The 23,699-nt window shown below is 66.0% G+C and carries 19 protein-coding genes, 3 tRNA genes and 1 pseudogene; 13 read left to right on the forward strand and 10 right to left on the reverse strand.

The window, feature by feature from the left end; translation table 11 throughout:
- Window positions 1-57: 57 nt before the first annotated feature.
- The 3 genes from AB5Y53_RS19100 (at window position 58) to AB5Y53_RS19110 (ending at window position 3,657) form a co-directional block, all read left to right on the forward strand.
- Window positions 58-1,536: a carboxypeptidase M32 gene (locus AB5Y53_RS19100; protein WP_324046490.1), complete on the forward strand. Its 1,479-nt coding sequence runs from the start codon at window positions 58-60 to the stop codon at window positions 1,534-1,536.
- A gap of 139 nt (window positions 1,537-1,675) precedes the next feature.
- On the forward strand, window positions 1,676-3,184 hold the full coding sequence (locus AB5Y53_RS19105; protein WP_368182929.1) for an AlkA N-terminal domain-containing protein: 1,509 nt from the start codon (window positions 1,676-1,678) through the stop codon (window positions 3,182-3,184).
- A complete protein-coding gene (locus AB5Y53_RS19110; RefSeq protein ID WP_167825293.1) occupies window positions 3,181-3,657 on the forward strand; it encodes a methylated-DNA--[protein]-cysteine S-methyltransferase in 477 nt (158 codons plus the stop codon). The genes AB5Y53_RS19105 and AB5Y53_RS19110 overlap by 4 nt, the downstream gene beginning before the upstream one ends.
- A gap of 22 nt (window positions 3,658-3,679) precedes the next feature.
- Here AB5Y53_RS19110 and AB5Y53_RS19115 read toward each other — a convergent pair whose 3' ends face one another.
- From AB5Y53_RS19115 to AB5Y53_RS19140, 6 genes are all read right to left on the reverse strand, one after another.
- On the reverse strand, window positions 3,680-4,345 hold the full coding sequence (locus AB5Y53_RS19115) for a class I SAM-dependent methyltransferase (protein ID WP_368182931.1): 666 nt from the start codon (window positions 4,343-4,345) through the stop codon (window positions 3,680-3,682).
- A 111-nt stretch (window positions 4,346-4,456) separates the two neighbouring features.
- Complete coding sequence (locus AB5Y53_RS19120) at window positions 4,457-4,714, reverse strand: DUF1272 domain-containing protein (protein ID WP_368182934.1); 258 nt, start codon at window positions 4,712-4,714, stop codon at window positions 4,457-4,459.
- 44 nt (window positions 4,715-4,758) lie between these two features.
- Window positions 4,759-5,088: a DHCW motif cupin fold protein gene (locus tag AB5Y53_RS19125; protein WP_039041054.1), complete on the reverse strand. Its 330-nt coding sequence runs from the start codon at window positions 5,086-5,088 to the stop codon at window positions 4,759-4,761.
- Between the two features lie 117 nt (window positions 5,089-5,205).
- A complete protein-coding gene (locus tag AB5Y53_RS19130) occupies window positions 5,206-7,068 on the reverse strand; it encodes a U32 family peptidase (protein WP_368182935.1) in 1,863 nt (620 codons plus the stop codon).
- 178 nt (window positions 7,069-7,246) lie between these two features.
- On the reverse strand, window positions 7,247-7,858 hold the full coding sequence (locus tag AB5Y53_RS19135) for a LysE family translocator (RefSeq protein ID WP_039041052.1): 612 nt from the start codon (window positions 7,856-7,858) through the stop codon (window positions 7,247-7,249).
- A gap of 128 nt (window positions 7,859-7,986) precedes the next feature.
- The gene (locus AB5Y53_RS19140) at window positions 7,987-8,940 is read right to left on the reverse strand and encodes a LysR family transcriptional regulator (protein ID WP_103260722.1); all 954 of its coding nucleotides are present in this window, start codon (window positions 8,938-8,940) and stop codon (window positions 7,987-7,989) included.
- Between the two features lie 200 nt (window positions 8,941-9,140).
- Between AB5Y53_RS19140 and AB5Y53_RS19145 the strand changes: the two genes are divergently transcribed.
- The 7 genes and pseudogenes from AB5Y53_RS19145 to AB5Y53_RS19175 all read left to right on the forward strand — a co-directional run bounded on the left by AB5Y53_RS19145 (window position 9,141) and on the right by AB5Y53_RS19175 (window position 13,417).
- Entirely contained in the window at window positions 9,141-10,229 is a 1,089-nt protein-coding gene (locus tag AB5Y53_RS19145) for a ketoacyl-ACP synthase III (RefSeq protein ID WP_210600426.1), read from the forward strand.
- Between the two features lie 223 nt (window positions 10,230-10,452).
- Window positions 10,453-10,537: transfer RNA gene (locus AB5Y53_RS19150), tRNA-Tyr, on the forward strand.
- A gap of 42 nt (window positions 10,538-10,579) precedes the next feature.
- Window positions 10,580-10,664: transfer RNA gene (locus AB5Y53_RS19155), tRNA-Tyr, on the forward strand.
- 31 nt (window positions 10,665-10,695) lie between these two features.
- A tRNA-Tyr gene (locus AB5Y53_RS19160) sits at window positions 10,696-10,780 on the forward strand.
- Between the two features lie 136 nt (window positions 10,781-10,916).
- Entirely contained in the window at window positions 10,917-11,189 is a 273-nt protein-coding gene (locus AB5Y53_RS19165; RefSeq protein ID WP_049636154.1) for a hypothetical protein, read from the forward strand.
- Between the two features lie 108 nt (window positions 11,190-11,297).
- Entirely contained in the window at window positions 11,298-12,029 is a 732-nt protein-coding gene (locus AB5Y53_RS19170) for an EAL domain-containing protein (protein ID WP_368182936.1), read from the forward strand.
- An 82-nt stretch (window positions 12,030-12,111) separates the two neighbouring features.
- Window positions 12,112-13,417, forward strand: a pseudogene (locus AB5Y53_RS19175) (endonuclease/exonuclease/phosphatase family protein).
- A gap of 56 nt (window positions 13,418-13,473) precedes the next feature.
- On the opposite strand, the gene AB5Y53_RS19180 reads toward AB5Y53_RS19175, so the two are convergent.
- From AB5Y53_RS19180 to dsrO, 3 genes are read right to left on the reverse strand one after another with little or no spacing between them, the layout of a single operon-like run.
- Window positions 13,474-16,581 (reverse strand): tetrathionate reductase subunit A, encoded by a 3,108-nt coding sequence (locus tag AB5Y53_RS19180; protein ID WP_368182939.1) that lies wholly within the window; start codon window positions 16,579-16,581, stop codon window positions 13,474-13,476.
- On the reverse strand, window positions 16,581-17,687 hold the full coding sequence (nrfD, locus tag AB5Y53_RS19185; RefSeq protein WP_368182940.1) for an NrfD/PsrC family molybdoenzyme membrane anchor subunit: 1,107 nt from the start codon (window positions 17,685-17,687) through the stop codon (window positions 16,581-16,583). Before nrfD ends, AB5Y53_RS19180 begins: the two co-directional genes overlap by 1 nt.
- Complete coding sequence (dsrO, locus tag AB5Y53_RS19190; protein ID WP_103260727.1) at window positions 17,677-18,465, reverse strand: sulfate reduction electron transfer complex DsrMKJOP subunit DsrO; 789 nt, start codon at window positions 18,463-18,465, stop codon at window positions 17,677-17,679. Before dsrO ends, nrfD begins: the two co-directional genes overlap by 11 nt.
- A 259-nt stretch (window positions 18,466-18,724) precedes the next feature.
- Here dsrO and AB5Y53_RS19195 point away from each other — a divergent pair, with 259 nt between their 5' ends.
- The 3 genes from AB5Y53_RS19195 (at window position 18,725) to pepE (ending at window position 22,094) form a co-directional block, all read left to right on the forward strand.
- Window positions 18,725-20,632 (forward strand): PhnD/SsuA/transferrin family substrate-binding protein, encoded by a 1,908-nt coding sequence (locus tag AB5Y53_RS19195; RefSeq protein WP_368183001.1) that lies wholly within the window; start codon window positions 18,725-18,727, stop codon window positions 20,630-20,632.
- A 1-nt stretch (window position 20,633) separates the two neighbouring features.
- Window positions 20,634-21,245, forward strand: a complete 612-nt coding sequence (locus tag AB5Y53_RS19200; RefSeq protein ID WP_368182941.1) for a response regulator transcription factor — start codon at window positions 20,634-20,636, stop codon at window positions 21,243-21,245.
- A gap of 120 nt (window positions 21,246-21,365) precedes the next feature.
- On the forward strand, window positions 21,366-22,094 hold the full coding sequence (gene pepE / locus AB5Y53_RS19205; protein ID WP_069651801.1) for a dipeptidase PepE: 729 nt from the start codon (window positions 21,366-21,368) through the stop codon (window positions 22,092-22,094).
- A 66-nt stretch (window positions 22,095-22,160) separates the two neighbouring features.
- Here pepE and AB5Y53_RS19210 read toward each other — a convergent pair whose 3' ends face one another.
- Window positions 22,161-23,699 (reverse strand): DHA2 family efflux MFS transporter permease subunit, encoded by a 1,539-nt coding sequence (locus AB5Y53_RS19210; protein WP_368182942.1) that lies wholly within the window; start codon window positions 23,697-23,699, stop codon window positions 22,161-22,163.

Below are 23,699 nucleotides of genomic sequence, written 5' to 3' on the forward strand. Positions count from 1 at the left end.
CCCGATCATGCCAGGTACGGGGTGCATACCATCAGGGACGATAACAAGGACAATCCCATGTCATACCAGAAACTCGAACAACATCAGCAACAACTGCACCGCCTCTCCCACCTCTCCGCCATCTGCGGCTGGGATCAGGCCGCCATGATGCCGGAGGGGGGCAACGAGGCCCGCGCCGAGGCGATGGCGGAGCTTGGCGTGCTGATCCACGGCAAGCGCACCGCCCCCGAGCTTGGGGAGTGGATAGCCAAGGCAGAGAGCGAACCGCTGGACGAGCACCAGCGTGCGAACCTGCGGGAGATCAAGCGCCAGTGGCAGGATGCAAGCCTGCTGCCGGGGGCGCTGGTGGAGGCGCTGTCGCTCGCCGGCAGCAAATGCGAGCACGCCTGGCGTCGCCAGCGCAAGGAGAACGACTGGGCAGGTTTTGCCCCGAACCTCGAGGAGGTGGTGCGCCTGTCGCGGGAGGTGGCTCGTCTGCGCGCCGACGCGCTCGGGGTGCGCCCCTATGACGCCATGCTGGCGCTGTACGAGCCCGGCATGACGAGCGCGAGGCTGGATCAGATCTTCGGCGATCTGACGAGCTGGCTGCCCGGCCTCATCCAGACCGTGAGCGAGCGGCAGAAAATCGAGACCATCCTCACCCCGCAAGGCCCCTTCCCGATCCCAACGCAGCAGGCGCTCGGTCAGGAGGTGATGGGACTGCTCGGCTTTGATTTCGCGCACGGCAGGCTCGACGTGAGCAGCCACCCGTTCTGCGGCGGCGTGCCGACGGACGTGCGCATCACCACGCGCTACAACGAGCAGGAGTTCGTCTCCAGCCTGATGGGCATCGTCCACGAGACGGGCCACGCACGCTACGAGCAGGGCCTGCCGCGCGCGCTGCTCGGCCAGCCGGTGGCCGAGGCGCGTTCCATGGGCATTCACGAGAGCCAGAGCCTGTTCTGCGAGATGCAACTCGGCCATCACCCCGCGTTCCTCGCGCTGATTGCACCGCGCATCCGCGCACACTTCGGCGAACAGGCCGCGCTCGCACCGGCGAACCTCGAGAAGCTGTACAACAGGGTCGAGCCCGGCTTTATCCGCGTCGATGCGGACGAAGTCACCTACCCGGCCCACGTCATCCTGCGCTACGAGCTGGAGCGGGACCTGATGGAAGGGCGCATCGAGGTCGCGGACATCCCCGAGCTGTGGGACGCGAAGATGCAGCAGTGGCTCGGCTTGTCCACGAAGGGCAATTACCAGAACGGCTGCATGCAGGACATCCACTGGACGGACGGCTCGTTTGGCTACTTCCCGAGCTACACGCTCGGCGCCATGTACGCGGCGCAGCTGCGCTTTGCACTCGAGCGTGAGCTCGGCGACATGGGCACGCTCGTAGAGTCCGGCCGCCTGCCGGAGATCTTTGGCTGGCTCGGTCGCCATATCTGGTCCCAGGGCAGCCTGCACGGTACGGACGAGCTCATTCGCCGCGCGACCGGTGAAGCGCTCAATCCCCAGTGGCTGCGCAAACACCTCGAACAGCGCTATCTGAAATAACCGCTCCCGGGCGCGCCTCTCGTCGCGCCCGTTTTTCCCCTGCCCGACTATTTTTGCTATTCCTGTCCGTTTTTGGCTAGTCACCCCTCTCGCCCCCGCTTAGTCTCTGGGACATGCCCACAGCAACCCGAGCCATGCCATGACCACAGAGCCCCCGCATTCATCCCAACGGGACGAGATCATCCCGGGTCTCACCCGGGAGCAGTGCCACGCCGCACGCCTCGCGCGAGACGCGCGTTTCGATGGCCGCTTCTTCACCGGGGTGCTCTCCACCGGCATCTATTGCCGCCCCGTGTGTCCGGCGCGGGCACCGCACGAGCACAATGTGCGCTATTTTCGCTTCGCGGCGGCGGCGGAGCAGCACGGGCTGCGCCCCTGCCTGCGCTGTCGCCCCGAGCTCGCACCGGCCCAGAGCGGCGATCTGCCACCGCTCGTCGCCCAGGTGCTGGCGCGCATCGAGCGCGGCGAGCTGGCGGAGCACAGCCTGGGCTCCCTTGCAACGCAGGCCGGGATCACGGAGCGCACCCTGAGGCGTCAGTTCGAGCAACACCTCGGCGCCTCGCCGAAACAGGTGGAGCAGACGCGCCGCCTGCTGCTTGCGAAGCGGCTGTTGACGGAGACGCGCCTGCCCATCACGGACGTGGCGTTTGCCGCAGGCTTTGCAAGCATTCGCCGCTTCAACGACGCCTGGCTGCAGGCGTATGGCATGACACCGGGCGCCCTGCGCAAGCAGGAAGGGGGGGCTGGCGAGGCGGCGCCGCAATCGAGCCTGCAACTGCACCTGCTGTATCGCCCGCCGTTCGACGTCCAGGCCATGCTCGCGTTCTACCGGTTGCGCGCCATTCCGGGGCTGGAGCGGGTGGATGAGCACGGTTACGAGCGGCGTCACCGGGTCGGCGAGCAGGAGGGGCTCATCCGCATCGAGCCCGTCGAGGGGGAGAGGCTCAGACTCACGGTGCGGGATCTGCCGCCGGGTGCGCTGCCGGACATCCTGTACCGCGTGCGCCGCATGTGGGATCTCGACGCCGACATGAGCCGCATCGGCGAACACCTGGGGCAGGATCCGCTGCTCGCCGGCATCCAGGGACGATGGCCCGGGGTGCGGCTGCCGGGGGGGTGGGATGAATACGAGGTGATGCTGCGCGCCATCGTCGGCCAGCAGGTGTCGGTCAAGGGTGCCATCACCATCATGGGGCGCCTGGTGGCGCGCACCCTGGCGCAGTTCGGCACGGCGCAGCTGCCCACCCCGCCCCAGTTATGCGAGCTGGATCTCGACGGCATCGGCATGCCGGGCAGCCGCATCCGCACCCTGCAAGGGCTGGCCTCGGCGCTAGCAAGCGGCGCACTCACCCTCGCCACGGCAAGCGACGAGCAACTGCTCGCGCTGCCGGGCATAGGTCCCTGGACGGTCGCTTACTGGCGGCTGCGCTGCGGGCTCGACACGAATGCCTTCCCCGCCTCGGATCTCGTGCTGCAAAAGGCGCTGGGGGGCGGTGACAAGCTGCCGGTGAAAGAGGTGACAGCGCGCAGCGCCCCCTGGCAGCCGTGGCGCGCCTATGCCGCAAGCTGGCTGTGGCACGCCATGAGTGAACAACCGGCGCTGCTCACCCGGCCAACACAGGTACAAGACGAGGAGAAGAGCCCATGATCCGCTATGACATGATGCCCACCGACCAGGGCGAACTGCTGGTCGCCATTGACGAACGCGGTCTGGTCCACGTGGACTTCCTGGCCGGGCTGCGGCCGCTCCCCGACATGCAGGACTGGCAGCAGGACGGCGAGGCGCTCGCCCCCTTCCTCGCCGAGTTTCGGGACTACTTCGCGGGCCGGTTGCAGCGCTTCACCCTGCCGCTCGCCCCCAGGGGCACGGCGTTTCAGCAAGCGGTGTGGCTGGCGCTGTGCGACATCCCCTACGGGGAGACCCGCAGCTACGGCGACATCGCCCGCGCCATCGGCAAGCCAAATGCGGTGCGGGCGGTGGGTGCCGCGAACGGCCGCAATCCGCTCTCCATCATCATCCCCTGCCACCGGGTGATCGGCCAGAATGGCAGCCTCACCGGCTATGCGGGAGGCCTGCCCATCAAGCAGGCACTGCTGACGCTGGAGCGGGCCTCTCGTTGATCCGGCGCCACCCGGCCAGGGCTCACTGCCGCTGCGCCAGCCAGCCGTGAAACCCCAGCGCCTGAAAGAAGCGGTGCGCCGCCGCGAAACCGGCCCCTTGCAAGAGGCGCCGGGTCTGCACCTCGTCCAGGGAGGTGAAATCCTCCCCGAGGCGGCGCACCATCTGCTCGCAGGCAGGAAGCGGCAAACCGGCGAGGGCCGCTTGCAACCCCATCGCCTTTCGCTCGAGCGGGTCCGTGGGCGCCATCAGATCCGCCAGCAGCAGGGGAGCGCCAGGATTGATCTGGCGATAAATATCACCCAATAACGCGGCTTTGGCATCTTGCGCCAGAAAATGCAGCACCAGCAGACAGAGTGCGCCATCGCAAGGCTTATCCACCACAGGCAATGCGCCCAGGTGCCAGCACACCCTCTCCCCCATTCCCGCCTGCTCGGCCCGCATCCTGGCCAGGGCCAGCATGTCCGCCGAGATATCCTGGGCCACAAAGGTCCAGTGGGGGCAGAGACGGCCAAGCAGCAGCAACTCGCTGCCCGTGCCCACCCCCACCAGCAGCACCCGGGCCTCCTGGCCCAGCGCGGCCATCAGCCGGGAGGCACAAAGCTGGTGCAGCAGCTCGTAGCCTGGCACCAGCAGGGGGATGCGGCTGTCATAGACCTTCGCCCCTTCTCCTTCGAATCGCTCCGTCATCTTTTGCTCCTTTGGTGTGAGCCCCCTTGATAGGGGCTGCCGCCGGGAGAAGGTCAAGAGCCACAGGGACGAGCCAGTTGCCAGCCCAGCCCTTCCCATGAAGGGAGGGCCCTAGCCCCCCTTGCCCAGCGCCGCTTTCAGAGCCGGATTGCAGACACGCTTGAGGGAGGCGGGATTGTTCACCAGCTTGGCCGCCGGGCGGCGCGGGCGCCTGACCAGCTCGCCGCCACAGTTGGGGCAGGTCAGGTGCAGATACTGATCGTTGCACTCGGCGCAGAAGGTGCACTCGAAGGAGCAGATGTAGGCCGTCGCCGTGTCGGCGGGCAGATCCCGGTCACAGCACTCGCAGTTGGGTCTGAGTTCAAGCATGGCAAGTTCCTGAAGCGCAAAGGGAAAGCGGGAAAGAGGGCAGCTCAGTCGACGATAAAGAGGCGAGCGCCCAGTTCGGTATAGGAGCGATGGGGTTCGGCGTTGTCCGCCACCTGGTAGCTCATGCCCGGCGTCAGGGTGAAGACGCGGCCATCCTGCAACTCGGTGTGCAGCTCCCCTTCGAGGCAGAGCAGCACATGGCCCTTGCTGCACCAGTGATCCGCCAGATACCCGGGGGAGTACTCCACCATTCGCACCCGCAGATCCCCGAACTGCCGGGTGTGCCAGCGGGCGACGCCGCGTTCTCCCTTGTGTTCGGTCGGCGGGACCTCGGCCCAGTTCGTGGTGCAAAACGGCAGTGCATGGATGTTCATGACGGATCCTTTGTCAGAAGAAGGCTGGGGGAAGGTGCCTCACCACGGGATATCCGTGACAAGGCCGCGCCCCATACTGCCATCAAATCCGCTCCAGCCCCATGCCCACACGGGCAATCATCCTCTTTTCAGGCTGCCCATCACCTGCATCTCGCAGCGGTGGCAGTCAAAACGCAGGCGGAAACTCTCCTTGCCCATCTTAAGCTCCAGGGGCTCGGCCTTGAGACCGGGTACCTCCTTGGGGCAGAGCTGCTGGCTGTAGCGGATGCAGTGCTTCGTTGTCATCAGCACCACTTCCCGCTCCTCCTTGTTCGCCTCATACGCGGGGGCGATGCTCCCTACCCCGTGCTCGCGAAAGAACTGCTCCGCCGCGCTGTTCAGCACGTTGCCGAGGTAGGAGAGCCGATGTTGGGGATAAACGGCGCCTCGCAGGGGAATGCGCCGCTCGGGTCGCCGGTAGGCAGCCAGACGGGCCGCCTCCAGGGCGGCAATGCCGTCCCGGCGCAATCCGTTAAGCTGTGAAGCCGCAATAAACAGCGGGCGAGTGAATGCCAACTCAATCTGGCGAGCCACAAACAGGGTGTTGCCGAGTTTGCCGAGCTGATCCCTGGCCTGTTGCAGCGCCCGTTCCGGGTTGTCCGCCGGCTGCTGGTCGCAGGGGAACGTGACGGCGGCGCCAATGCCCTGCTCGTCGGTAAGCGTGAGCCGCAGCCCCTCGTCGCACTCCGACAGCCGCATATCGACCCGGATGCGGCGATCCGCGCTCCCCTTTTCGAGCTGCTTGCTGAAGGCCTGATCGTGGTTGCGAAAGATCTCGGTGCCCACCTTGAGACCGGGCATGGGTTCCGACAGGAGTAACCGCTTGCTCTGTGCCTTCTCTTCCACTTTATTGAGGCGCATCCCCACCAGCTCGCCCCCCGGCTTGAAGAAGCCGAGGCCATCGCCGTTGTTGAGGGCAACAGCCTGGCCGTCGATCTCGATGCCATCGCGGGTCACGCTAGTGACGCGCCCGAGCGGCTCCCCGACGTATTTCGGGCTGCGCGGCGAGTCGATGCCTGGCTGTCGGCCATGGAGGAAGTAGTCGGTGCTGCCCCGGTTGAAACTCTTCTTGGGATCCGGCGTAAAGGTGTAGCTGCAACGACCGGCGGAAGCGGCCACCAGGTCGGGGCGGCGCTCCAGGATGGTGTCCAGCTTCTGGCGATACCAGGCGGTGACGTTCTTGACGTAGTCGAGCCCCTTGAGGCGCCCTTCAATCTTGAAGGAGCGGATCCCTGCGGCGATCAGCGCCTCCAGGTTGTCGGTCTGATCCATGTCTTTCAAGGAGAGCAGGTGGCTGTTTTCCACCAGCACCTCCCCCCCTGGCGTTTGCAGGGAACAGGGCAGTCGACAGAGCTGGGCGCACTCGCCGCGGTTCGCGCTGCGCCCGGTGCGGGCGTGGCTGATGTTGCACTGGCCGCTGTAGGAGACGCACAGGGCACCGTGGATGAAGAACTCCAGCTGCACGCTCGTGGCGGCGCTTATCTCGCGGATCTGCGCAAGGGAGAGCTCGCGGGCCAGCACCACCTGGGAGAAGCCCACGTCCTGCAGAAACTTTACCTTTTCCGGGGTGCGGTTGTCGGTCTGGGTGCTGGCGTGCAGCGCGATGGGGGGCAAATCGAGCGCCAGCAGCCCCATGTCCTGCACGATCAGCGCATCGGCCCCTGCCTCGTAGATCTGGTGGGTCAGGCGCCGGGCCTGCTCCAGCTCGTGGTCGTGCAGCAGGGTATTGAAGGCGACGAAGACCTGGGCGCCGAAGCGGTGGGCATGGCGCGCCAGCGCCTCGATGTCCTCGAGGCTGTTGCCTGCTGCGCTGCGGGCACCGAAGGCGGGGCCGCCCATGTAGACGGCGTCGGCGCCGTGGTTGATGGCCTCGATGCCATAGGCAAGGTTCTTGGCCGGGGCCAGCAACTCCAGGCGGTTGTGATGGTTCTGATCGCGCATAACGTCCGGTTCGAAGGGCTGCAAATGGCCGCCACTCTAACCAGACTCCCCGCCCCCCGCCTTGATCCCGCTTAAGATCACCGCAGAATGCAGGATTGACCAGGTACAAGGACATCTGGCAGCCCCCTTATTCCCCGGCCCTGACAGAATGCCGACTACGCAGGCACCCGACGCGGAGCTAGATCACGACCTTGAGGGCCAGCCCCAGCAGCACCAGGCCGCTCACCTTGTCGATCACGGTGGATTTGGCCTTGAGCCAGGCGAGTACGGGCCCGCGAGAGAGCACCAGGGCCACCAGCACATACCAGAGCGCATCGATGCCGCCTGCGGTCAGCATCATGATGCCCCCCTCACGCCAGCCGGTGTCGGCGTGCACGAACTGGCTGAACAGGGCGATAAAGAAGATGGCGAGCTGGGGGTTCAAGAAGGCCACCATAAAGCCCTCGAACGCCCCTTGACGTCCCCGTGGCGGGTGCCCCTCCTCCTTGCCTGCCTCACCCCCTGCGGGCCTGGCCAGCAACGCCTTGATCCCGAGCCAGGCGAGGAACGCCGCGCCGCCGTAGCGGATGAGATCGAACAGCAGCGGGGTCTGGGTGATCAGGATGGCGAGGCCGAGGGCCGTGATCAGCGCATAGATGCCGACTCCCAGGCCGTGTCCCAGCGCCGTGGCGACCCCGTGGCCCTGCCCTCCCTGCACCGTATTGCGGATGATCAGTGCCAGGCTCGGCCCCGGGCTGATGGCCCCCATCACGCAAATGGCGGCCAGCGCCAGCCAACTCGTCAGCTCCATACCTTCTCTTCCTTCGTGTCGATTGTTGTCACCCGGGATCAGGGTAGGGGGTGGCTCGCTATGCCAGAAGTGAAAGTTATGAATAGAGTCCATAGCCAGTGGCTATAGAGTGGCACAACCCGCTGCCATCAGCGGCCCGCCTGCGGCCCTCGGGCCAACTGCTTGCGACTCTCCCCCAGGGTGAATTGCAGGTGATCCCGCAGGAAGGGATAGGCCAGCTCGCGGAACCAGCGGTGAGCCGGATCCAGGTGGTGGCGCTGGTGCCACAGCAGATGATACTGCTGGACCCGGGTGGCGAAGGGGAGATCGCAAAAACTCAGGGCATGTTCCCGGGAGAGCTGCCAGGCGATATGGGCCGGGGTGGTCATCAGACAGTCTGTGCGCAGCAGCACCTCCACCGCCGCCTGGAAGAAGGGCACCCGGGCAAACCAGCGGCGGGAGAGCCCTCGGGGGGCCAGCACCTGCTCCACCGGGCTGTCCTTGTCCCCGCCCCCGCTCACCTGCAGGTGGGGCCAGGCGAGGTAATCCTCCAGGCTGAGCGCCATGCCAGAGAGCGGGTGATGGCGCCCCATCAGCACCACCAGCCTGTCCTCCCCCTGATGCAGGCCGCGGATCTGGTCCGGCACCAGCTCCGTGATGGTGGAGACCATGTCCAGCTCCGATTGCCAGAGCTGGGGCAACTGGCGCTTGTCCCACAGGCTGTACTCCAGCGCCGCCCGGGGGGCGGCCCTCGCCAGGGCCGCACAGATGTCCGGCAAGATGTGCTGGGCCACGTAGTCGGAGGAGGCGAGCCGAAACACCCGCTCGCAGCGCTCGGGGGCAAATTCCGGCGCCTCGTAGAGCCGCTCCAGGGCCCCGAGGGAATCGGCAAGCTGGGCCGCCAGGGCCTCGGCCCGCGGGGTCAGCAGCCAGCGCTGCCCTTCCCGCACCAGCAGCTCGTCGCCAAACTCGCTGCGAAGCTGGCCGAGCTGCTTGCTGATGGAGGGCTGGCTCAGGTTCAGCAGCTCCGCCGCCCGGCTAATGTTGCGGGTCTCCAGCAGCACCTTGAGGGTGGGCAAGAGATTGAGATTCGCTTTGTGCACAGGAGTCACCTCGGGAAGGGGTCGCCGGGATCGGGCCTTCATCTTACGGCAAGGAGAAGCGGAAATTTAAGCAAAATCACGGTCTTGCTCCCGCCACTCCCCTTACACTGGGGGGACCGCAGGATGACAGTGAACGCCCCGTGCGGCATAATTTCGCCACTTTCCGCCTCAGGGCGGCCATCACGACAAGCGACGACAAGATGACATACGCCACTATCACCGGGTGGGGAAAATGCCTGCCCCCCGCCTCGCTGACCAACGATGACCTCGGCACCATCATGGATACCTCGGACGAGTGGATCTACCCGCGCACCGGCATCAAGGCCCGCCGGGTCTCCCATGTCAGCACCCAGGCGCTCGCCACCCTGGCCGCCCGTCGCGCCCTGGCGTGCGCAGGCCTGGACGCCGCCGCCCTCGATGGCATCATCCTGGCGACCGCCACCCCGGGCACGCTGGTCCCCAATGGCGCCTCCGCCGTGCAGCAGGCCCTCGGCGCCCACAAGGCGGCGGTGTTCGATCTCAACGCCGCCTGCACCGGCTTCGTCTATGCCCTCTCGGTCGCCACCTCCCTGGTGCAGACCGGCATGATGCAAAGGGTGCTGGTGATCGGTGCCGAGCGATTGACCCAGTTGCTGGACTGGGCCAAGCGCGACACCGCCGTGCTGTTCGGGGATGGCGCCGGCGCCGTCATCATCGAGGCGAGCGAGCAGGAGAGCGGCCTGATTGCCAGCAAGCTCGGCTGTGACAGCGAAGCGCGGGAGATACTGCACGTGCCGAACTTCGGTACGGATCGGGTGCGTTTCGCCGACATTGACGGCCTCTTCACCTTCAACTTCGAGGGGCAGGAGATCTTCAAGCGCGCCGTGCGCGGCATGGGCGAAGCCACCGGCACCGTACTGGCCCAGGCGGGCATCGCCCCCGAGCAGGTCGACCTCATCGTGCCGCACCAGGCGAACGTGCGCATCATCGAGACCCTGGCCAAGCGGATGAATGCCCCCATGGAGAAGGTGATGGTCAACATAGAGCAGTACGGCAACACCTCCGCCGCCACTGTACCCATCGCCCTGTGCGAGGCGCTGGAGCAGGGTCGGGTCAAGCCGAACAGCTACCTGCTGACCGCCGCCTTCGGGGCCGGGCTGACCTGGGGCGCCGCCCTCATCAAATGGGGAGATCGCGTCACCCCGATCGCGAATTGCGACGAGGTGCTGCCCCCCTGCGAGCAGAGCGCCCTCGAACTCATCGCCCATGCGGTGCAGGGTTGCCAGCAGGCCCGCCCCGCCGACGCCTGAGCGAACGCCAGCGCCCCATGATCCGCCAGGAGCCCCGTGGCTCCTGGCTGCCAGCCCCCCTACGTCCCCTCGCCGTTTCGGCAGCGACATAAAAGTCATTGAAAAGTGTGAATTTTGAGCGAAACATATCAAAAAATGACCACTTGACACTTTTTTGTCGTCAGAATGCGGCCAAGGGGTTCACAACCTTGCCGGATCTGGTAGTATGCGGCCTCGCACTTGGGGAGGGGTTCCCGAGCGGCCAAAGGGATCAGACTGTAAATCTGACGGCTCTGCCTTCGAAGGTTCGAATCCTTCTCCCTCCACCATTCAAGTGCGTCAAGTAAGTAAAAATCAGGAAAATACCCCGTGGAGGGGTTCCCGAGCGGCCAAAGGGATCAGACTGTAAATCTGACGGCTCTGCCTTCGAAGGTTCGAATCCTTCTCCCTCCACCATCTTCCTGAACACAATATGCAATGCCCCTGTGGAGGGGTTCCCGAGCGGCCAAAGGGATCAGACTGTAAATCTGACGGCTCTGCCTTCGAAGGTTCGAATCCTTCTCCCTCCACCATCCTTCAGACAACCCGGCCTCGTGCCGGGTTTTCGCTTTTCTGGATAGAATCCACATGGCGCTGTCAGATCTGACAATTGCCCTCCCCGCACTTTTTAGAAACAGTGGAGCCTCATGTCGCAAGGAGTGCACACAGATGTTTGAAATCTGGGATGAAACGGGTCGCGAGCACGGGCTGACACTGCCCGAGCTGCAACTGCGGCTGCGGGATTACCAGGGAGACGTGATGGTGCGCTACCTCAACCGCCTCGGCCTGCCGAGCACCCTCTTCCTGACCATCCGTCAGGGATGCGCCTATCAGCGCTTCAAGGCGGGCTCCCCCATGCTCGACTGGTCCTGGCTTGCCCAGGCCATGCACGCAGCCCCCCTGGCTGGCACCGCACCTGCACAGGGCCATGCCCTTCCCTGATCCCTTCCTGCCCACGCCCAAGCAGGGCCCATTATCAGACTCTTCCTACAGCCTCCCTTTAGACCCTCCCTGTATGATGCGCAGCCATGTTCCCGTCAGGTGAGAGCCATGTTTGCGTTCAAAGAAGAGTATCCCGTGAGTGCCATGGTCAACATGGCGGATATCGTCGTCCCCTTTTATCAGCCCATCATCGGCCAGGATCGTCAGGTCAAGGGGTATGAGGTGCTGGCCAGGCGCAGGGATGCCGGCAGCCAGGGTTATCAGGGCATCGATTTTGCCGCCCTCGGCGAAGATGACGCTCTGCACCTGGATATCGTCATGCTCAGGGCCATCATGCGCGATCTGCCCGTGCTCGCCCAAAAAGGCCCCTATGCGCTCTCCATCAACCTCAATCCGGCGCTCTCCAGCCCCACCTACCGCAATCTGCTGTTGCTGGTGCTGCTCCAGGCCCGCAAGCTGGGGATCGCCATCTGGTTCGAGGTGCTGGAACACGTCAGGATCAAGCACCAGCACAGGGAGATGATCGAGGTGTTGCGAGCCCATGGCGCCCACATCGCCTGTGACGACTTCGGCTCCCTGGCGTGCAACTTCCAGCGCCTGATGATGCTCCCCTACGAGATCGTGAAACTGGATCGTTCCCTGCTGCTCCAGGCTGTACGCAGCACCCACGCCCTCAACATGCTGACGGGGCTGGTGAAATACCTGCAACGACTCGGCATGGCCGTGGTGTGCGAGGGAGTGGAGACCCAGGCCCATATCGAGGTGGCGAACCGGCTGGGCTGCGACTACCAGCAGGGCTACGCCTACGCCATTCCCTCCCCTCTCTCCCGCTGGGCCTGAGCCGAGCGCTTGCGTGTCACGGGGGAAACCCGGGCACCTTTCCCATGAAATTCGGCAGGGTGCTGCCATTTTCCTGCCAAAGATGGCAGGCTGTCCCGGCCACACTGACGCCGAGGCCCGCCATGGTTCGCTTTGCCACCTTCAATCTCGCCTTCGATCGCACTGCACCCGGCATGCTGGGGGAAGAGCTCGCCCTGACCCGCACCGAGCAGGACGCCCTGCTGGCCCGCCTCGCCGACGGCACCTTGAGCGGCGCCGAGAAGACCAAGGCCCTCGACGTGCAGCAGATCCGCAACATCGCCGAAATCATCCAGCGCACCCGGCCGGACGTGTTGCTGCTGAGCGAATTCGACAATGACGGCAAGGGCAGCGACACCACGGACCTCAACGCCTTCAACGACAACTACCTGGCCCACGCCCAGCACGACGAGGTGACCGCCATCAGCTATCCGGTGCTGCAGAACTTCGCCACCAACACCGGTCTGATGAGCGGCCATGACCTCAACCTGGACGGCAAGGTCAACAACGGGCCGGACGACGCCTGGGGCTTTGGCAACTATCACGGCCAGTACGCCTTCGCCGTGATGTCCCAGTATCCCATCGATACCAAGCAGATCCGCACCTTCCAGAAATTCAAGTGGAAGGAGATGCCGGGCGAAGCGAACCCCGTCATCGACGACTGCAACAATGCCAAGGCGCCGATCCCGAGCGGCCGCCAGTGTGGCGATGCCTGGTATGACGACGCAGCCTGGCAGGCCTTCCCGCTCTCGTCCAAGAACCACGCCGACGTGCCGGTGCGCATCAGGCAGGGAGACAGGGAGGAGGTGCTCCACTTCCTCATCTCCCACCCGACCCCGCCCATCTTCGGCAACGCGGCGCGCCACAACGTCAAACGCAACCGTGCGGAGATAGCCTTTTGGCAGGACTATGTGGCAGGGGCTGGCTACATGGTGGATGACGCCGGCAAGGCCGGTGGCTTGGCCGAGGGCGCCAAGTTCGTCATCGCCGGCGATCTCAACGCCGATCCCCAGATTGGCGATGGCGACCTGACCGCCATTCAGGATCTGCACAACCATGTGCTGGTCAATCAGGCCGTCACCAACGGCGCCCTGATCCCGGTCAGCCAGGGCGGCCCCGAGTGCCTCGCCAGCCAGCCGGATCAGTGCAAGCGCAACAACAACCGCCCCACCCCGGAGCGCATCACCAGCAGCAGCGGCCTGCAGCTTGACCACGTGCTGCCCTCCGCCAACCTGAACGCGGTCGCCTCCGGCGTGTTCTGGCCGGCCAGCTTCGAGCCTGGCTACCACCTGGTGTATGACGCCAAGCTGGGCATCGCCAAGGGGGTCAGTTCGGATCACCGCCTGGTGTGGGTCGACTTCAAACTGTGACAGTGACGCAGAGCAGATAAGCAACGGGGCCCGCAGGCCCCGTTTTCATTGGTTTGTCATACCAGCTTCTCCACCCGGGCCGGCAGCCCCTGGCGGGCCGACGAGCCGATGGCCCAGTCCACCAGGGGGTAGCGGCCATGGCGGCTGGGATCCAATACCGCCAGATCGTTGAGGTTGACCCCGGCTCCGCGCAGCGGATTGGCAACCACTTTCTGGCCGTCTATCCAGTGCTCCCGCGCCCCCAGCTCCTTGTGGCCGAAGCCGTGTTCGATGGCGATGGCATCGGCCTGCACCCCGGCCACGCACTCGGCCACCCCGATCACGCTGCCATCCGGGGTGCTGACCCGCACCCTGTCCCCGCTCTCTATCCCCAGCTGCGCCGCCGTCTGCGCATTGAGCCGCACCCGGTTGCTGGGGTTCACCTGGCGTAGGCGATCCGAGCCGATGCTCATGGAGCTCATGGTGTGGGACTTGTAGCTGGTAAGCAGCAGCGGCCACTGGGCCGGCTTGAACGCCTCATTGAGCGGCGTGCCGTCCGCCAGCTGGGGGCGGAAGAAGCGCGGGGTGCCGCTCAAGAACTGCCCGCTCTGGCTGTGACGGCGGCTGCCCACCTCGGGGTTCCACACCATCAGCGGCTTGGGCCAGCGCTTGCTCGGCTGACCCGCTGCATCGCGCCCCTTGGCCGCCGGCTCGAAGCGCCCGCCGCGAGCGAAGAGATAGGCGGCGCGGCCCGCCTCCTCCGCACTCAAAGTGGCATTCAGCACCGGCAGGATCCGCTCCACCCCGGACCAGGCGAGATCCTCAGGCTCTATGGCAGGCACCGGCTCGCCGAGATAGGCGACGTTGGCCGCCCCGTAGAGGGAGAAGTCCGCCGCCTTGTGCAGGGCATGCAGCTTGCCGTCCGCCCCTTTGAGCGCCCCCTCGCCAAAGCCCGGCAACCCCAGCCGTTTGGCCACCGCGATAAAGAAGGACTCCATACAGACCGGATCTCCCTCGGCGGTCTTGGCGACACGGGGCTCCACGATGGGCCAGCGGCCGGTGGAGACCTTGGTCATCACCCCGTGCCAGGCGGTGGCCCAGCCCCAGGACTCGTAGGTCAGGGTATCCGGCACCAGGTAGTCCGACAGCGCCGACGACTCGTTGATGAAGCTGTCGATGCTGACAACAAGGGGCAGCACGGCAGGGTCCTTGAGCTCTTCGCCTATGGCCTTGGCGAGCCCGGCCTGACCGTAGAGGGGGTTGCCCATGTGGTTGATCCAGGCCTTGAGCCGGTAGGGATAGCCGTTCACCGCCGCGGTCAGGTGCTCGCCGAGCAAGGGGCCCGAGATCGGGAACCAGGGTTCTTGCGCCGGATAGGGGTTCTGGCCCGCCTCGCGCTTGCGCCGATATTCGGAGGTCTTCTCGTAGGGGAACTTGGAGCGCGACAGGAAGACCCCGGCGGGCTTGACCATGCCGGGGAAGCTCGCCAGATCGTAGCGCGGCCCCGCCCCGAAGGGGTCGAACTTTCCGCCGCTCGCCACGGCGCCGCCCCGGGCGTTGAGGTTACCTATCATGGCGTTGAGCATCATGATGGCCCAGGCCGAGTAGAAGCCGTTGGCGCTCATGGTACCGCCGTGGGAGACCACAGCCGCCCGGGTGCCGTGGCTGGTGAACTCCCGCGCCAGCTCGACGATGTCGTTCACCGGCACGGCGCACTCGGCGCTGTACTGCTCTAGGGTGTGCTCCCGGCACGATTCGGCCAGCAACTGGAAGCTGCTCTTGACCGCCAGCTCGCCACTTGGCGCTGGTATCCGGCGATCAACCCAGAGGCTGGCCCGCTCGCACTGGCCGGCGGGTCTCGGCTCGCCGCTGCCCGCTTCCTCTACCAGCATGGCATCCCCCTCTCCATAGGCTTCCCCCTCAAAGGGCAAACCAAGATCGCTGGCCCGCAGCATCTGACCGAAGCGCGGGTGGGTCTCATCACAGAGCACCAGGTGGCTGGCGTTGCAAAAACCGCGATAGCCGGCCCGCTCGGCGGCGGCAGCATGGGGTGCCGTCAGGAAGGGCTCGGCATAGCGTTGGTTGTCGATGATCCAGCGCAGCATGGCCATGGCCAGCGCCGAGTCGGTGGCGGGGCGGATGGGCAGCCAGCGGTTGGCGGGGGCGGACGGCATGTTCACCGTGTTGGGCAGGCTGGGGGCCACCACCACGTAGGAGAAGGGCTTGCCCTGCCGCGCCCGGTTCGCCGCCAGCTGACGGGACTGGCGCTTGAAGGGGTTGCCCGATTGCTGGGGCGAGGTGCCCATGAACAGCAGGAAGTCGCTCTCGTCCCAGTCAGGCTTGAGGTGGGCATTCTTCTCCAGATCGTCCAGCAGGGCGCCGGCCCCGACCCGGAACGACAGGCCGCAGTAAGCGCCGTGGTTGGCGAAGTTGCGGGTGCCGAAGCTGTTGAAGGTAAAGCGCTTGATGAAGTGATCCCGCCCCTCGTCCGAGGCGTTGCTCACCAGCAGCTGGTTGGCCCTGGGGCCGTACTCCGGGTTGGCCGGGTCGAGCGGCTCGGCGAGGTTGCGAATGGCCCGCAGCCCCTCGACCTGGCCCTCGCCAAACAGATCCCCCCCCTCCACCACCTCGGCCACCAGCTGCTCGAAGGGGATGCTCTGCCAGCGACCGCTGCCACGGGGCCCCACCCGCTTGAGACAGCGGGTGACTCGCTGCGGGCTGTCAAGCTGCTCGAGCATGGCGTTGCCCCGGGCGCAGGCGGTGGAGCGCCCGTCCAGCCCCCCTTCCTGGTAGCCGCTGGTTGCGAGCAGCGCCTGTTTGACCGGGGTCTTGAAGTCGATGTGGTGGTGGGCGGAGAGGGGGTGATAGGGGTTGCCCAGGATCCGCACTATCTGGTCGCGCTCGTTGTCGATGCGGGCCCGCACTCCGCACAGGGTCCAGCAGCCAAGACACATGGTGTTGGCAACCCGCTGGGCCGGGTTGGGGTGCAGTTCCCCCTGCTCATCAACCCGGTACTCCACGGCCAGCGAGTTGCCATGGATGGGATCCCGGGTCGGCTTGCCCGAGCTGCCGGTGGCGAGGCCAGTCGCCACCTGCTTGAGGGTGTCGCTGTAACCGGCAACGAACAATCCGGTGCCACCGGCGATGGCGGCGCCCTTGAGAAACTTGCGTTTGCTGTGATCCATCAGAGTGCCTCGCGTGCAAAAGTTGTGGATGCCTTGATGGCGGAGGAAGCAGAGGGGCGCACCAGCTCCGAGAGGGCCACCAGCAGGGCCAGCAGCAGACCGAAAGTGCCGAGAATGCCGAGCACACCGGCCGGCCCCCAGGCGATTTCATAGAGATAGACGCCGGCCCCGTACTTGGGGGCGAGCTGCCCCTGGATCAGCAGCAGCCAGCGCAGGCCCCACACCAGGTGCAGCCCCAGCAGCGCCAACCCCCAGAGTGCCAGGCGGGCAGAGATCCTTGGCCGCAGCAGCATCAGCAGGCCGGCCAGCCCCAGGGTCAGCAACAGCCAGTGGGCAGCCAGCCGCCAGCTCGGGTCGAGCCGATAAAGGGCCGCGGCCTCTGCCGCCGAGGCGCCGCCAAACAGGGCCCAGCCCAGCAGGGAGAGGGCCAGCAGGCCTAACGTCCAGCCGCTCTGACGCAGCAGGGTCGACTCGGTCTGGGCACGCCAGCCCGCCAGCAAGCGATTGAGCAGCAGCAGGGCACTCTGAGCCCCCAGCACGGCGCTCAGGGTCAGCAGCCAGGGCAACCAGGGGGTATGCCAGAGCGGGCGCGCCGCCACCGCCATGGTTTCGAGCCCGGTGTAGAGGGCGATGCTGAGCCCACTCAGGGCGGCCAGCAAAGAGAGGGGCCGCTGCCAGACGTGCCCTGACCAGCGTCCCAGGCAGAGCAGCCTGGCAAAGCGGGCTATCTTGTCCCCTTCTGCGCCACGCCGGGCCAGGGCTGGTCTTAGCAGCAGCCAGCCGAGCAGCATGGAGAGCAGGCTGAACAGCGGCAGCAGATAGGCGCCGTACCACATGACGGAGCCAACGCGCGTCTGGGCGTAGAAGTGCCAGGCCCGGGCCGGCTGGTGCAGATCCGCGGTCAGGGCGATGGGGGCCACCAGACCGGCCGCCACCATCAGGACCGCCGCCAGGGTCTGCAGCCGCGGATCCGGCGCCTTGCGCCACAGCTCAAACGCGCCGAGCCAGAGGGCCCCGTAAGCAAGGCCGATGAGGAAGAAATATTGCACCGCCCAGGGCAGCCAGGTGATGGGCTGAGCCGGGGCCAACAGTTCGTTAATGACCATGGGCTATCTCCTTGCCATCGTCGGTGAGCAGGGTGCGCAGGGCCGGGTTGCCGTCGACCTTGCTGACGAAGGCCTCGTCCATGCCGAGATAAAAGACCCGCGGCTGGGTATGGGCCTCCGGCTTGAGCACCTTGAGGGCCGGCTCGTGTTCGCGCAGCAAGCGGCTGATCCGGCTCTTGGGGTCGTTCAAATCGCCTATGATGCGCGCCTCGCCGACACAGCTCTCGACGCAGGCGGGCAAGAGTCCCGCCTCCAGCCGATGGGCGCAGAAGGTACACTTGTCGGCGGTGTTGGTCTCGTGGTTGATGAAGCGGGCGTCATAGGGGCAGGCCTGCACGCAGTAGCCGCAGCCGACGCACCAGTCGTTGTTGACCACGACGATACCGTCATCGCGCTGGAAGGTGGCGCCGGTGGGGCAGACATCGAGGCAGGCGGGCTCGGCGCAGTGGTTGCAGAGCCTTGGCAGCATCAAGAGGGAGGCGGGAGCCTCGAGGGCGGCCACGTCGCTCACCTCGTACTGGCTCACCGTGGTGCGAAACTGGCCGAGGGGAGGCTGATTTTCGATGGTGCAGGCCACGGTGCAGGCCTGACAGCCGACGCAGCGGCGCAGGTCGATCAGCATGCCGTAACGCTTGCGCCCGTCCCCCCGGCTGATGGCCGCCCGCCCATTGCGGGGAGCGGGAACGGACTGCGCCTGAACCTGGGTAACGGGGATCAGGGCCGCCCCTGCGGTGAGGGCGGCGATCCCGGATAACAATCGGCGCTTGCTGGGCTCCATGGCGTCTTTCCTTCTGCTGAGCTGGCTTGAAAGGGGTTGGGCCGATTGTCCTCAACGCAGGAAGTCGCCTCTATTGTGGTTTTCCACATACCGGGAGCCGGGTTGATCCAGCGCAATAAAAAATGCCCCAGCCCTGCTGAACTGTGACCGGGGCGGCGTTTGCCGCTCCTCCCGGCCCCGTTCGCGTGCAAGCGCACGTCCCGGTGATAGACTGCCCCCTTTGCACCGAGAGGAGAGCCCCCTGCACGCCCCAGTTCCCTTGCCCCTGCTCAGCCTGCTGCTCTGGCTCGCCCTGTCAGCCCTGCCGCTGCGGGTGCAGGCCGCCCCGACCCCCTCTTCGCCAGCGCCAGTGCGACAGGAATCCGCCCCATCCCAGGCCACGCCGGTGCAGACCATGGCCGAGCCGATACGCATCGGCGTGCTGGCCACCCGCGGCCCGGCCCTGGCCAGAGCCCAGTGGCAACCGCTGTTGCGCTGGCTGGCGCAGCGCGTGCCCGCCCATCGCTTCGTGCTGCATCCGCTGGGGCTCGATGAACTGGCCGAGGCCGTCGCCCGCGAGCACCTCGATTTCGTCATCACCAACCCGGGCCAGTCGGTGAGTCTGGCGCGCCAGTATCCGCTGGCCTGGCTCGCCACCCTCAAGAGTCCGGCCGGGGGGGACAACCTCGCCATCGGCGCCGCCCTGGTGGTGCCTGCCCAGGCCCCCTACCAACACTGGCGTGACCTCGAGGGGCAAGCGGTCGCAGCCGTCTCGGAGAACGCCTTCGGCGGCTACCTCGCCTATCGCTTCGAGGCAGGCGAACAGGGGGTCAGGCTGGAGCACTTCTTCTCCACCGTGCAGTTCACCGGCTTTCCGCTGGACCGGCTCATCGAGCGGCTGGCGGCAGGGGAGGTGGCCGCCGCCATCGTGCCGGTGTGTCAGCTGGAGCGCATGGAACGGGAGGGCAAGGTCGCCAGGGGAGCATTTCGGGTGCTGGACGATCAGGCGCCGGCCGGCTTTGGTTGCCAGAGCTCGACCCGGCTCTACCCCAACTGGTCCTTCGCCAAAACAGAGCGGGCCTCCCCTGCGCTGGCGCTGGCGGTGACCCGTGCGCTGTACGACCTGCCCGCTGATAGCGAGGCGGCCATCGCTGCCGATTCGGCGGGCTGGACCGTGCCCACCAGCGAGCTCGCCATCGACCGCCTGCTCAAGGCGCTGGATCGCCACCCGCTGCAGGGCCCCTGGTGGCAAGCGGCCTGGCACTGGCTGCGCCAGCATCAGCAGTGGGGCTGGGGCGCCCTGGCGCTGGTACTGCTGCTGGGGGGCCACCACCTGCTGCTGCAATACCTGTTCAACCGCAGCCAGCGCCGGCTGCTCAAAGCCCGCCACCAGCTCGAGCAGAAGGGACGCCAGCTGGCACAGGCCAGACGGCTCGCCGAACTGGGCGAGCTGGGCGCCAACGTGGCCCACGAGATCAATCAGCCCCTCAGCGCCATCGCCAACTACAGTCAGGGGGCCTTGTTGCGACTGGACAGATTGGCACAGGATCCGGCCCAGGCTGCCGCCCAGGCCTCCCTGCGTCAGGCTCTGGAGCAGATAGGGCTCCAGGTCCAGCGCATCACCCAGACCGTCAACCGGCTCAGGGCCCGGCTGCAAAAGCGCCCTCCCCGCTTCGCGCCTTGCGACCTGCCCACCCTGGTGGCGGAGCTGTGCCCCCTGCTGGAGCAGATGCTGGCGCCGCTCGACGTCGCCTTCACCCTTCACTGGCGGGGCCAGCCGCGCCAGCTGCCTCTGGATGGCACCGGGATGGAGCAGCTGCTGGTCAACCTCATCAAGAATGGCGCCGAGAGTGCGGCGAAGAGGGCGCGCCTTCCTACGCCAACAGCGGCACAGGAGCCTGCCCGGGTCGAGCTGCTGATCACCTTCGAGGCGCAAACCCTGCTGCTGGAGATCCGCGACAACGGCGCCGGCCTGAAGGTCCCCGCCACCGAACTGCAGCAGGCGTTTTACAGCGACAAGCCGGACGGCATGGGGCTGGGGCTGGCCATCTGCCGGGAGGTGGTCGAGAGCCATCGCGGCCAATTCAGCCTGGAGAACCTGAGCCCCCACGGCTGTCTGGCCCGGGTCACCCTGCCCGTGCCGCCCCCCGAAACCCTCCCTTCATCCACCGACATGCCGAGGAATTGAGATGACGTTTCCCTCCCGCCCCCCCCTCTATCTGGTCGATGACGACGAGGCCGTGCTCGACTCCCTGCGATTCATGCTGGAGAGCTGCGACGAGCGGCAGCTGTTCAGCTTTTCCGATGGCGAGCGCTTCCTGGCCGAGGTCGACCTGCACCAGCCCGCCTGCCTCATTCTCGACTGCCGCATGCCGGGGCTCTCTGGCCCCGAGGTCCAGCAGCGGCTGAAGGCGGCCCAGAGCCCCATCGCCATCCTGTTTCTCACCGGCCACGGCGAGGTGCCACTGGCGGTGGAGTCCCTCAAGCTGGGGGCGGTGGATTTCTTGCAAAAGCCGGTGCAGCTGGCCCCCCTGCTCGCCGCCATCGAGCGGGCCGAGCAGGCGACGCAGGCGGCGGCGACCCGCCTCGCCCAGCTGGCCGCCTTTGAGCGCCTCACCCCGCGCGAACGCCAGTTGTTGCAGCTCATCGCCCGGGGCCACAAGAACCAGCAGATAGCGCAGAATCTCTGCATTTCGGTGCGCACCGTCGAGGTGTGCCGCGCCAGCCTGATGAAACGCCTGGCGGTGAACTCCCTCGCCGAGATGCTGCTGCGCTACGCGCAGGTGAGCGAACAACCCTGAGTGGCCTGCAACCGTACAAAACGGGCAGGGATCACACATTTGGCGCTTCGATGGCGGTAGAGTGCCCTCTTCTCTTCACCAGGATCGCCCGGGTCCTGCGCCTTGTTTCGAGGACACATCATGGAACTGCTTCTGCTCAGCAACGGTAAAACCACAGAACACCCCGGCCTGCTCGGCTGGGCCCGCGACCGGGTGCAAACCCTGCTCGCTCGCAACCAGGTCAAGCGCATCCTGCTCATCCCCTACGCGGTGATCCGCAGCGACTGGGATGCCCGCGCCCGGGAGCTCACCGAGAGTCTGGGGGTGGACGCCATCAGCATCCATCACTTCGACGATCCGGTGGATGCCATCAACCGGGCCGACGCCATCTTCATCAGCGGCGGCAATACCTGGCTCCTGAACCAGCGGCTGCACGAGTATGGTCTGGTGGTCCCCATCCAGCGTGCGGTGCGCGAGCGGGGCGTGCCCTATGTGGGCTGGAGCGCCGGCTGCAACGTGGCCACCCCCAGCATCCGCACCACCAACGACATGCCGGTGTGCAGCGCCGTCGTGCTGCCTGCGCTGGGGCTCTTCCCCGTGCAGATCAACCCCCACTATCTGGACGCCAGCATCAGCGGCCACATGGGGGAGACCCGGGACGAGCGTCTGGCCGAATTCTGCGCCATCAACCCGAGCGAATCCGTGGTGGCCCTGCGTGAGGCGAGCCTGTTGCAGATCGGCGGCAATCACATCGAGTACTGGAGTGCCCGGGGCGAGACCTTCAAGATCTTCAAGCACGGCGAGCCCGTCCGGGAATACGGGGACGCTGCGCCTCTGGCAGCGCTCACCCCCTTCACTCCGGCACGCTGATCCTGCCAAACGACAGAGGGATGGCCTGCGCCATCCCTCTTGCTTTGTTGCTCGCCCCTTCGTGATTCATTCCAGAATGGCCATCTCCTCCCGAGAGCCGCTGCGACCGGGAGCCCTCAGCAACACCACCAGCGGCACGGCGCACAGGCTGACCCACATCATCAGGCGAAAATCCTGCAGGTAGGCGAGCAGGCTGGCCTGCCGGGTCACCTCGCCGTTGATCATGGCCAGCCCCTTCGGCGTCATCAGCTCCGCCATGCCCCCGCCCTGATGCAGGTTGACATTGAACGGGGTGATGTAGGCGGCGAACGCCTCGTGGTTCATCTGGGATCGCTGGGCCAGATAGGTGATCACCACCGAGATGCCGATGCTGCTGCCGATGTTGCGCACCAGGCTGAACAGCGCCGTCCCCTCGTTGCGATAGCGCGGCGCCAGGGTCGCAAAGGTGATGGTGGAGAGTGGCACGAAGATGAAGCCGAGTCCCAGCCCCTGGATGATGCCGGTGCGCACTATGTCCCAGCTGCCGATGTCCGTGTTGAACAGGGTCATCTCCCACATGGAGAAGCTGGTGAGCAGCAGCCCTGACAGGATGAGGTAACGGGCATCCACCCGGCCCGACAGCCTGCCCACCAGCATCATGGCAACCATGGTGCCCACCCCGCGCGGGGCGAGCAGGTAACCCACGTCGATCACCGGGTAACCCATCAGCCCCTGCATGAAGGGAGGCAGCAGCGTCATGGTCGCCAGCAAGATGATGCCGACGATGAAGATGAAGAGCAGACCGACGCTGAAGTTGCGATCCCGGAACAGGGCCGGTTCTATGTAGGGGTGCGGGTGGGTGAAGATATGCACCACGAAGAGGTAGAACGCCATCACCATCAGGGCGGTCTCGATGACGATCTCCCGGCTGGCGAACCAGTTCTGGGACTCTCCCCTGTCCAGCGCCATCTGCAACGCCCCGATGCCGAGACTCAGCAGGGCGAACCCCAGCAGATCGAAGCGGCGGCTGGCATCGATATTCGTCTCCTCGATGAAGGCGGCAAGCCCGAACCAGGCCAGCAGGCCGAACGGCAGATTGATGTAGAAGACCCAGCGCCAGTTGTAGTACTCGGTGAGCCAGCCCCCCAGCGACGGCCCCAGAATGGGGCCCACCATGACCCCTATCCCCCAGAGCGCCATGGCAGAGCCGTGCTTCTCAGGCGGATAGGTGTCCAGCAGCACCGCCTGTGAGAGGGGCACCAGGCTGGCCCCGAAGATCCCCTGAAGCAGGCGGAACAGCACTATCTGATCCAGGCTCTGAGCCGCGCCACACAGCATGGAGGCGACGGTAAAGCCCGCCACCGACCACATGAACAGCCTTTTGCGGCCAATTCTTGCCGAGATGAAACCGGTCAGCGGCATGAAGATGGCGGCCGCCACTATGTAGGAGGTGAGCACCCAGGAGATCTGATCCTGGGTCGCCCCCATCGCCCCCTGCATGTGGGGGAGGGCCACGTTGGCGATGGTGGTGTCCAGCGCCTGCATGATGGTCGCCACCATCACCGACAAGGTGATGAAGGTGCGACGGGAAGCCTGGTCTGCCTGCCCTGTGGCTGCGCTCGTCAT

This window comes from Aeromonas sp. R7-5 (assembly GCF_040908015.1).
In the GTDB taxonomy this organism is placed as follows: domain Bacteria; phylum Pseudomonadota; class Gammaproteobacteria; order Enterobacterales; family Aeromonadaceae; genus Aeromonas; species Aeromonas caviae.

Coding starts and splice junctions, on each gene's coding strand:
- AB5Y53_RS19100 (WP_324046490.1), top strand. CDS start 58: ATGTCATACCAGAAACTCGAACAACATCAGCAACAACTGCACCGCCTC.
- AB5Y53_RS19105 (WP_368182929.1), top strand. CDS start 1,676: ATGACCACAGAGCCCCCGCATTCATCCCAACGGGACGAGATCATCCCG.
- AB5Y53_RS19110 (WP_167825293.1), top strand. CDS start 3,181: ATGATCCGCTATGACATGATGCCCACCGACCAGGGCGAACTGCTGGTC.
- AB5Y53_RS19115 (WP_368182931.1), bottom strand. CDS start 4,345: ATGACGGAGCGATTCGAAGGAGAAGGGGCGAAGGTCTATGACAGCCGC.
- AB5Y53_RS19120 (WP_368182934.1), bottom strand. CDS start 4,714: ATGCTTGAACTCAGACCCAACTGCGAGTGCTGTGACCGGGATCTGCCC.
- AB5Y53_RS19125 (WP_039041054.1), bottom strand. CDS start 5,088: ATGAACATCCATGCACTGCCGTTTTGCACCACGAACTGGGCCGAGGTC.
- AB5Y53_RS19130 (WP_368182935.1), bottom strand. CDS start 7,068: ATGCGCGATCAGAACCATCACAACCGCCTGGAGTTGCTGGCCCCGGCC.
- AB5Y53_RS19135 (WP_039041052.1), bottom strand. CDS start 7,858: ATGGAGCTGACGAGTTGGCTGGCGCTGGCCGCCATTTGCGTGATGGGG.
- AB5Y53_RS19145 (WP_210600426.1), top strand. CDS start 9,141: ATGACATACGCCACTATCACCGGGTGGGGAAAATGCCTGCCCCCCGCC.
- AB5Y53_RS19165 (WP_049636154.1), top strand. CDS start 10,917: ATGTTTGAAATCTGGGATGAAACGGGTCGCGAGCACGGGCTGACACTG.
- AB5Y53_RS19170 (WP_368182936.1), top strand. CDS start 11,298: ATGTTTGCGTTCAAAGAAGAGTATCCCGTGAGTGCCATGGTCAACATG.
- AB5Y53_RS19180 (WP_368182939.1), bottom strand. CDS start 16,581: ATGGATCACAGCAAACGCAAGTTTCTCAAGGGCGCCGCCATCGCCGGT.
- nrfD (WP_368182940.1), bottom strand. CDS start 17,687: ATGGTCATTAACGAACTGTTGGCCCCGGCTCAGCCCATCACCTGGCTG.
- dsrO (WP_103260727.1), bottom strand. CDS start 18,465: ATGGAGCCCAGCAAGCGCCGATTGTTATCCGGGATCGCCGCCCTCACC.
- AB5Y53_RS19200 (WP_368182941.1), top strand. CDS start 20,634: ATGACGTTTCCCTCCCGCCCCCCCCTCTATCTGGTCGATGACGACGAG.
- pepE (WP_069651801.1), top strand. CDS start 21,366: ATGGAACTGCTTCTGCTCAGCAACGGTAAAACCACAGAACACCCCGGC.
- AB5Y53_RS19210 (WP_368182942.1), bottom strand. CDS start 23,699: ATGACGAGCGCAGCCACAGGGCAGGCAGACCAGGCTTCCCGTCGCACC.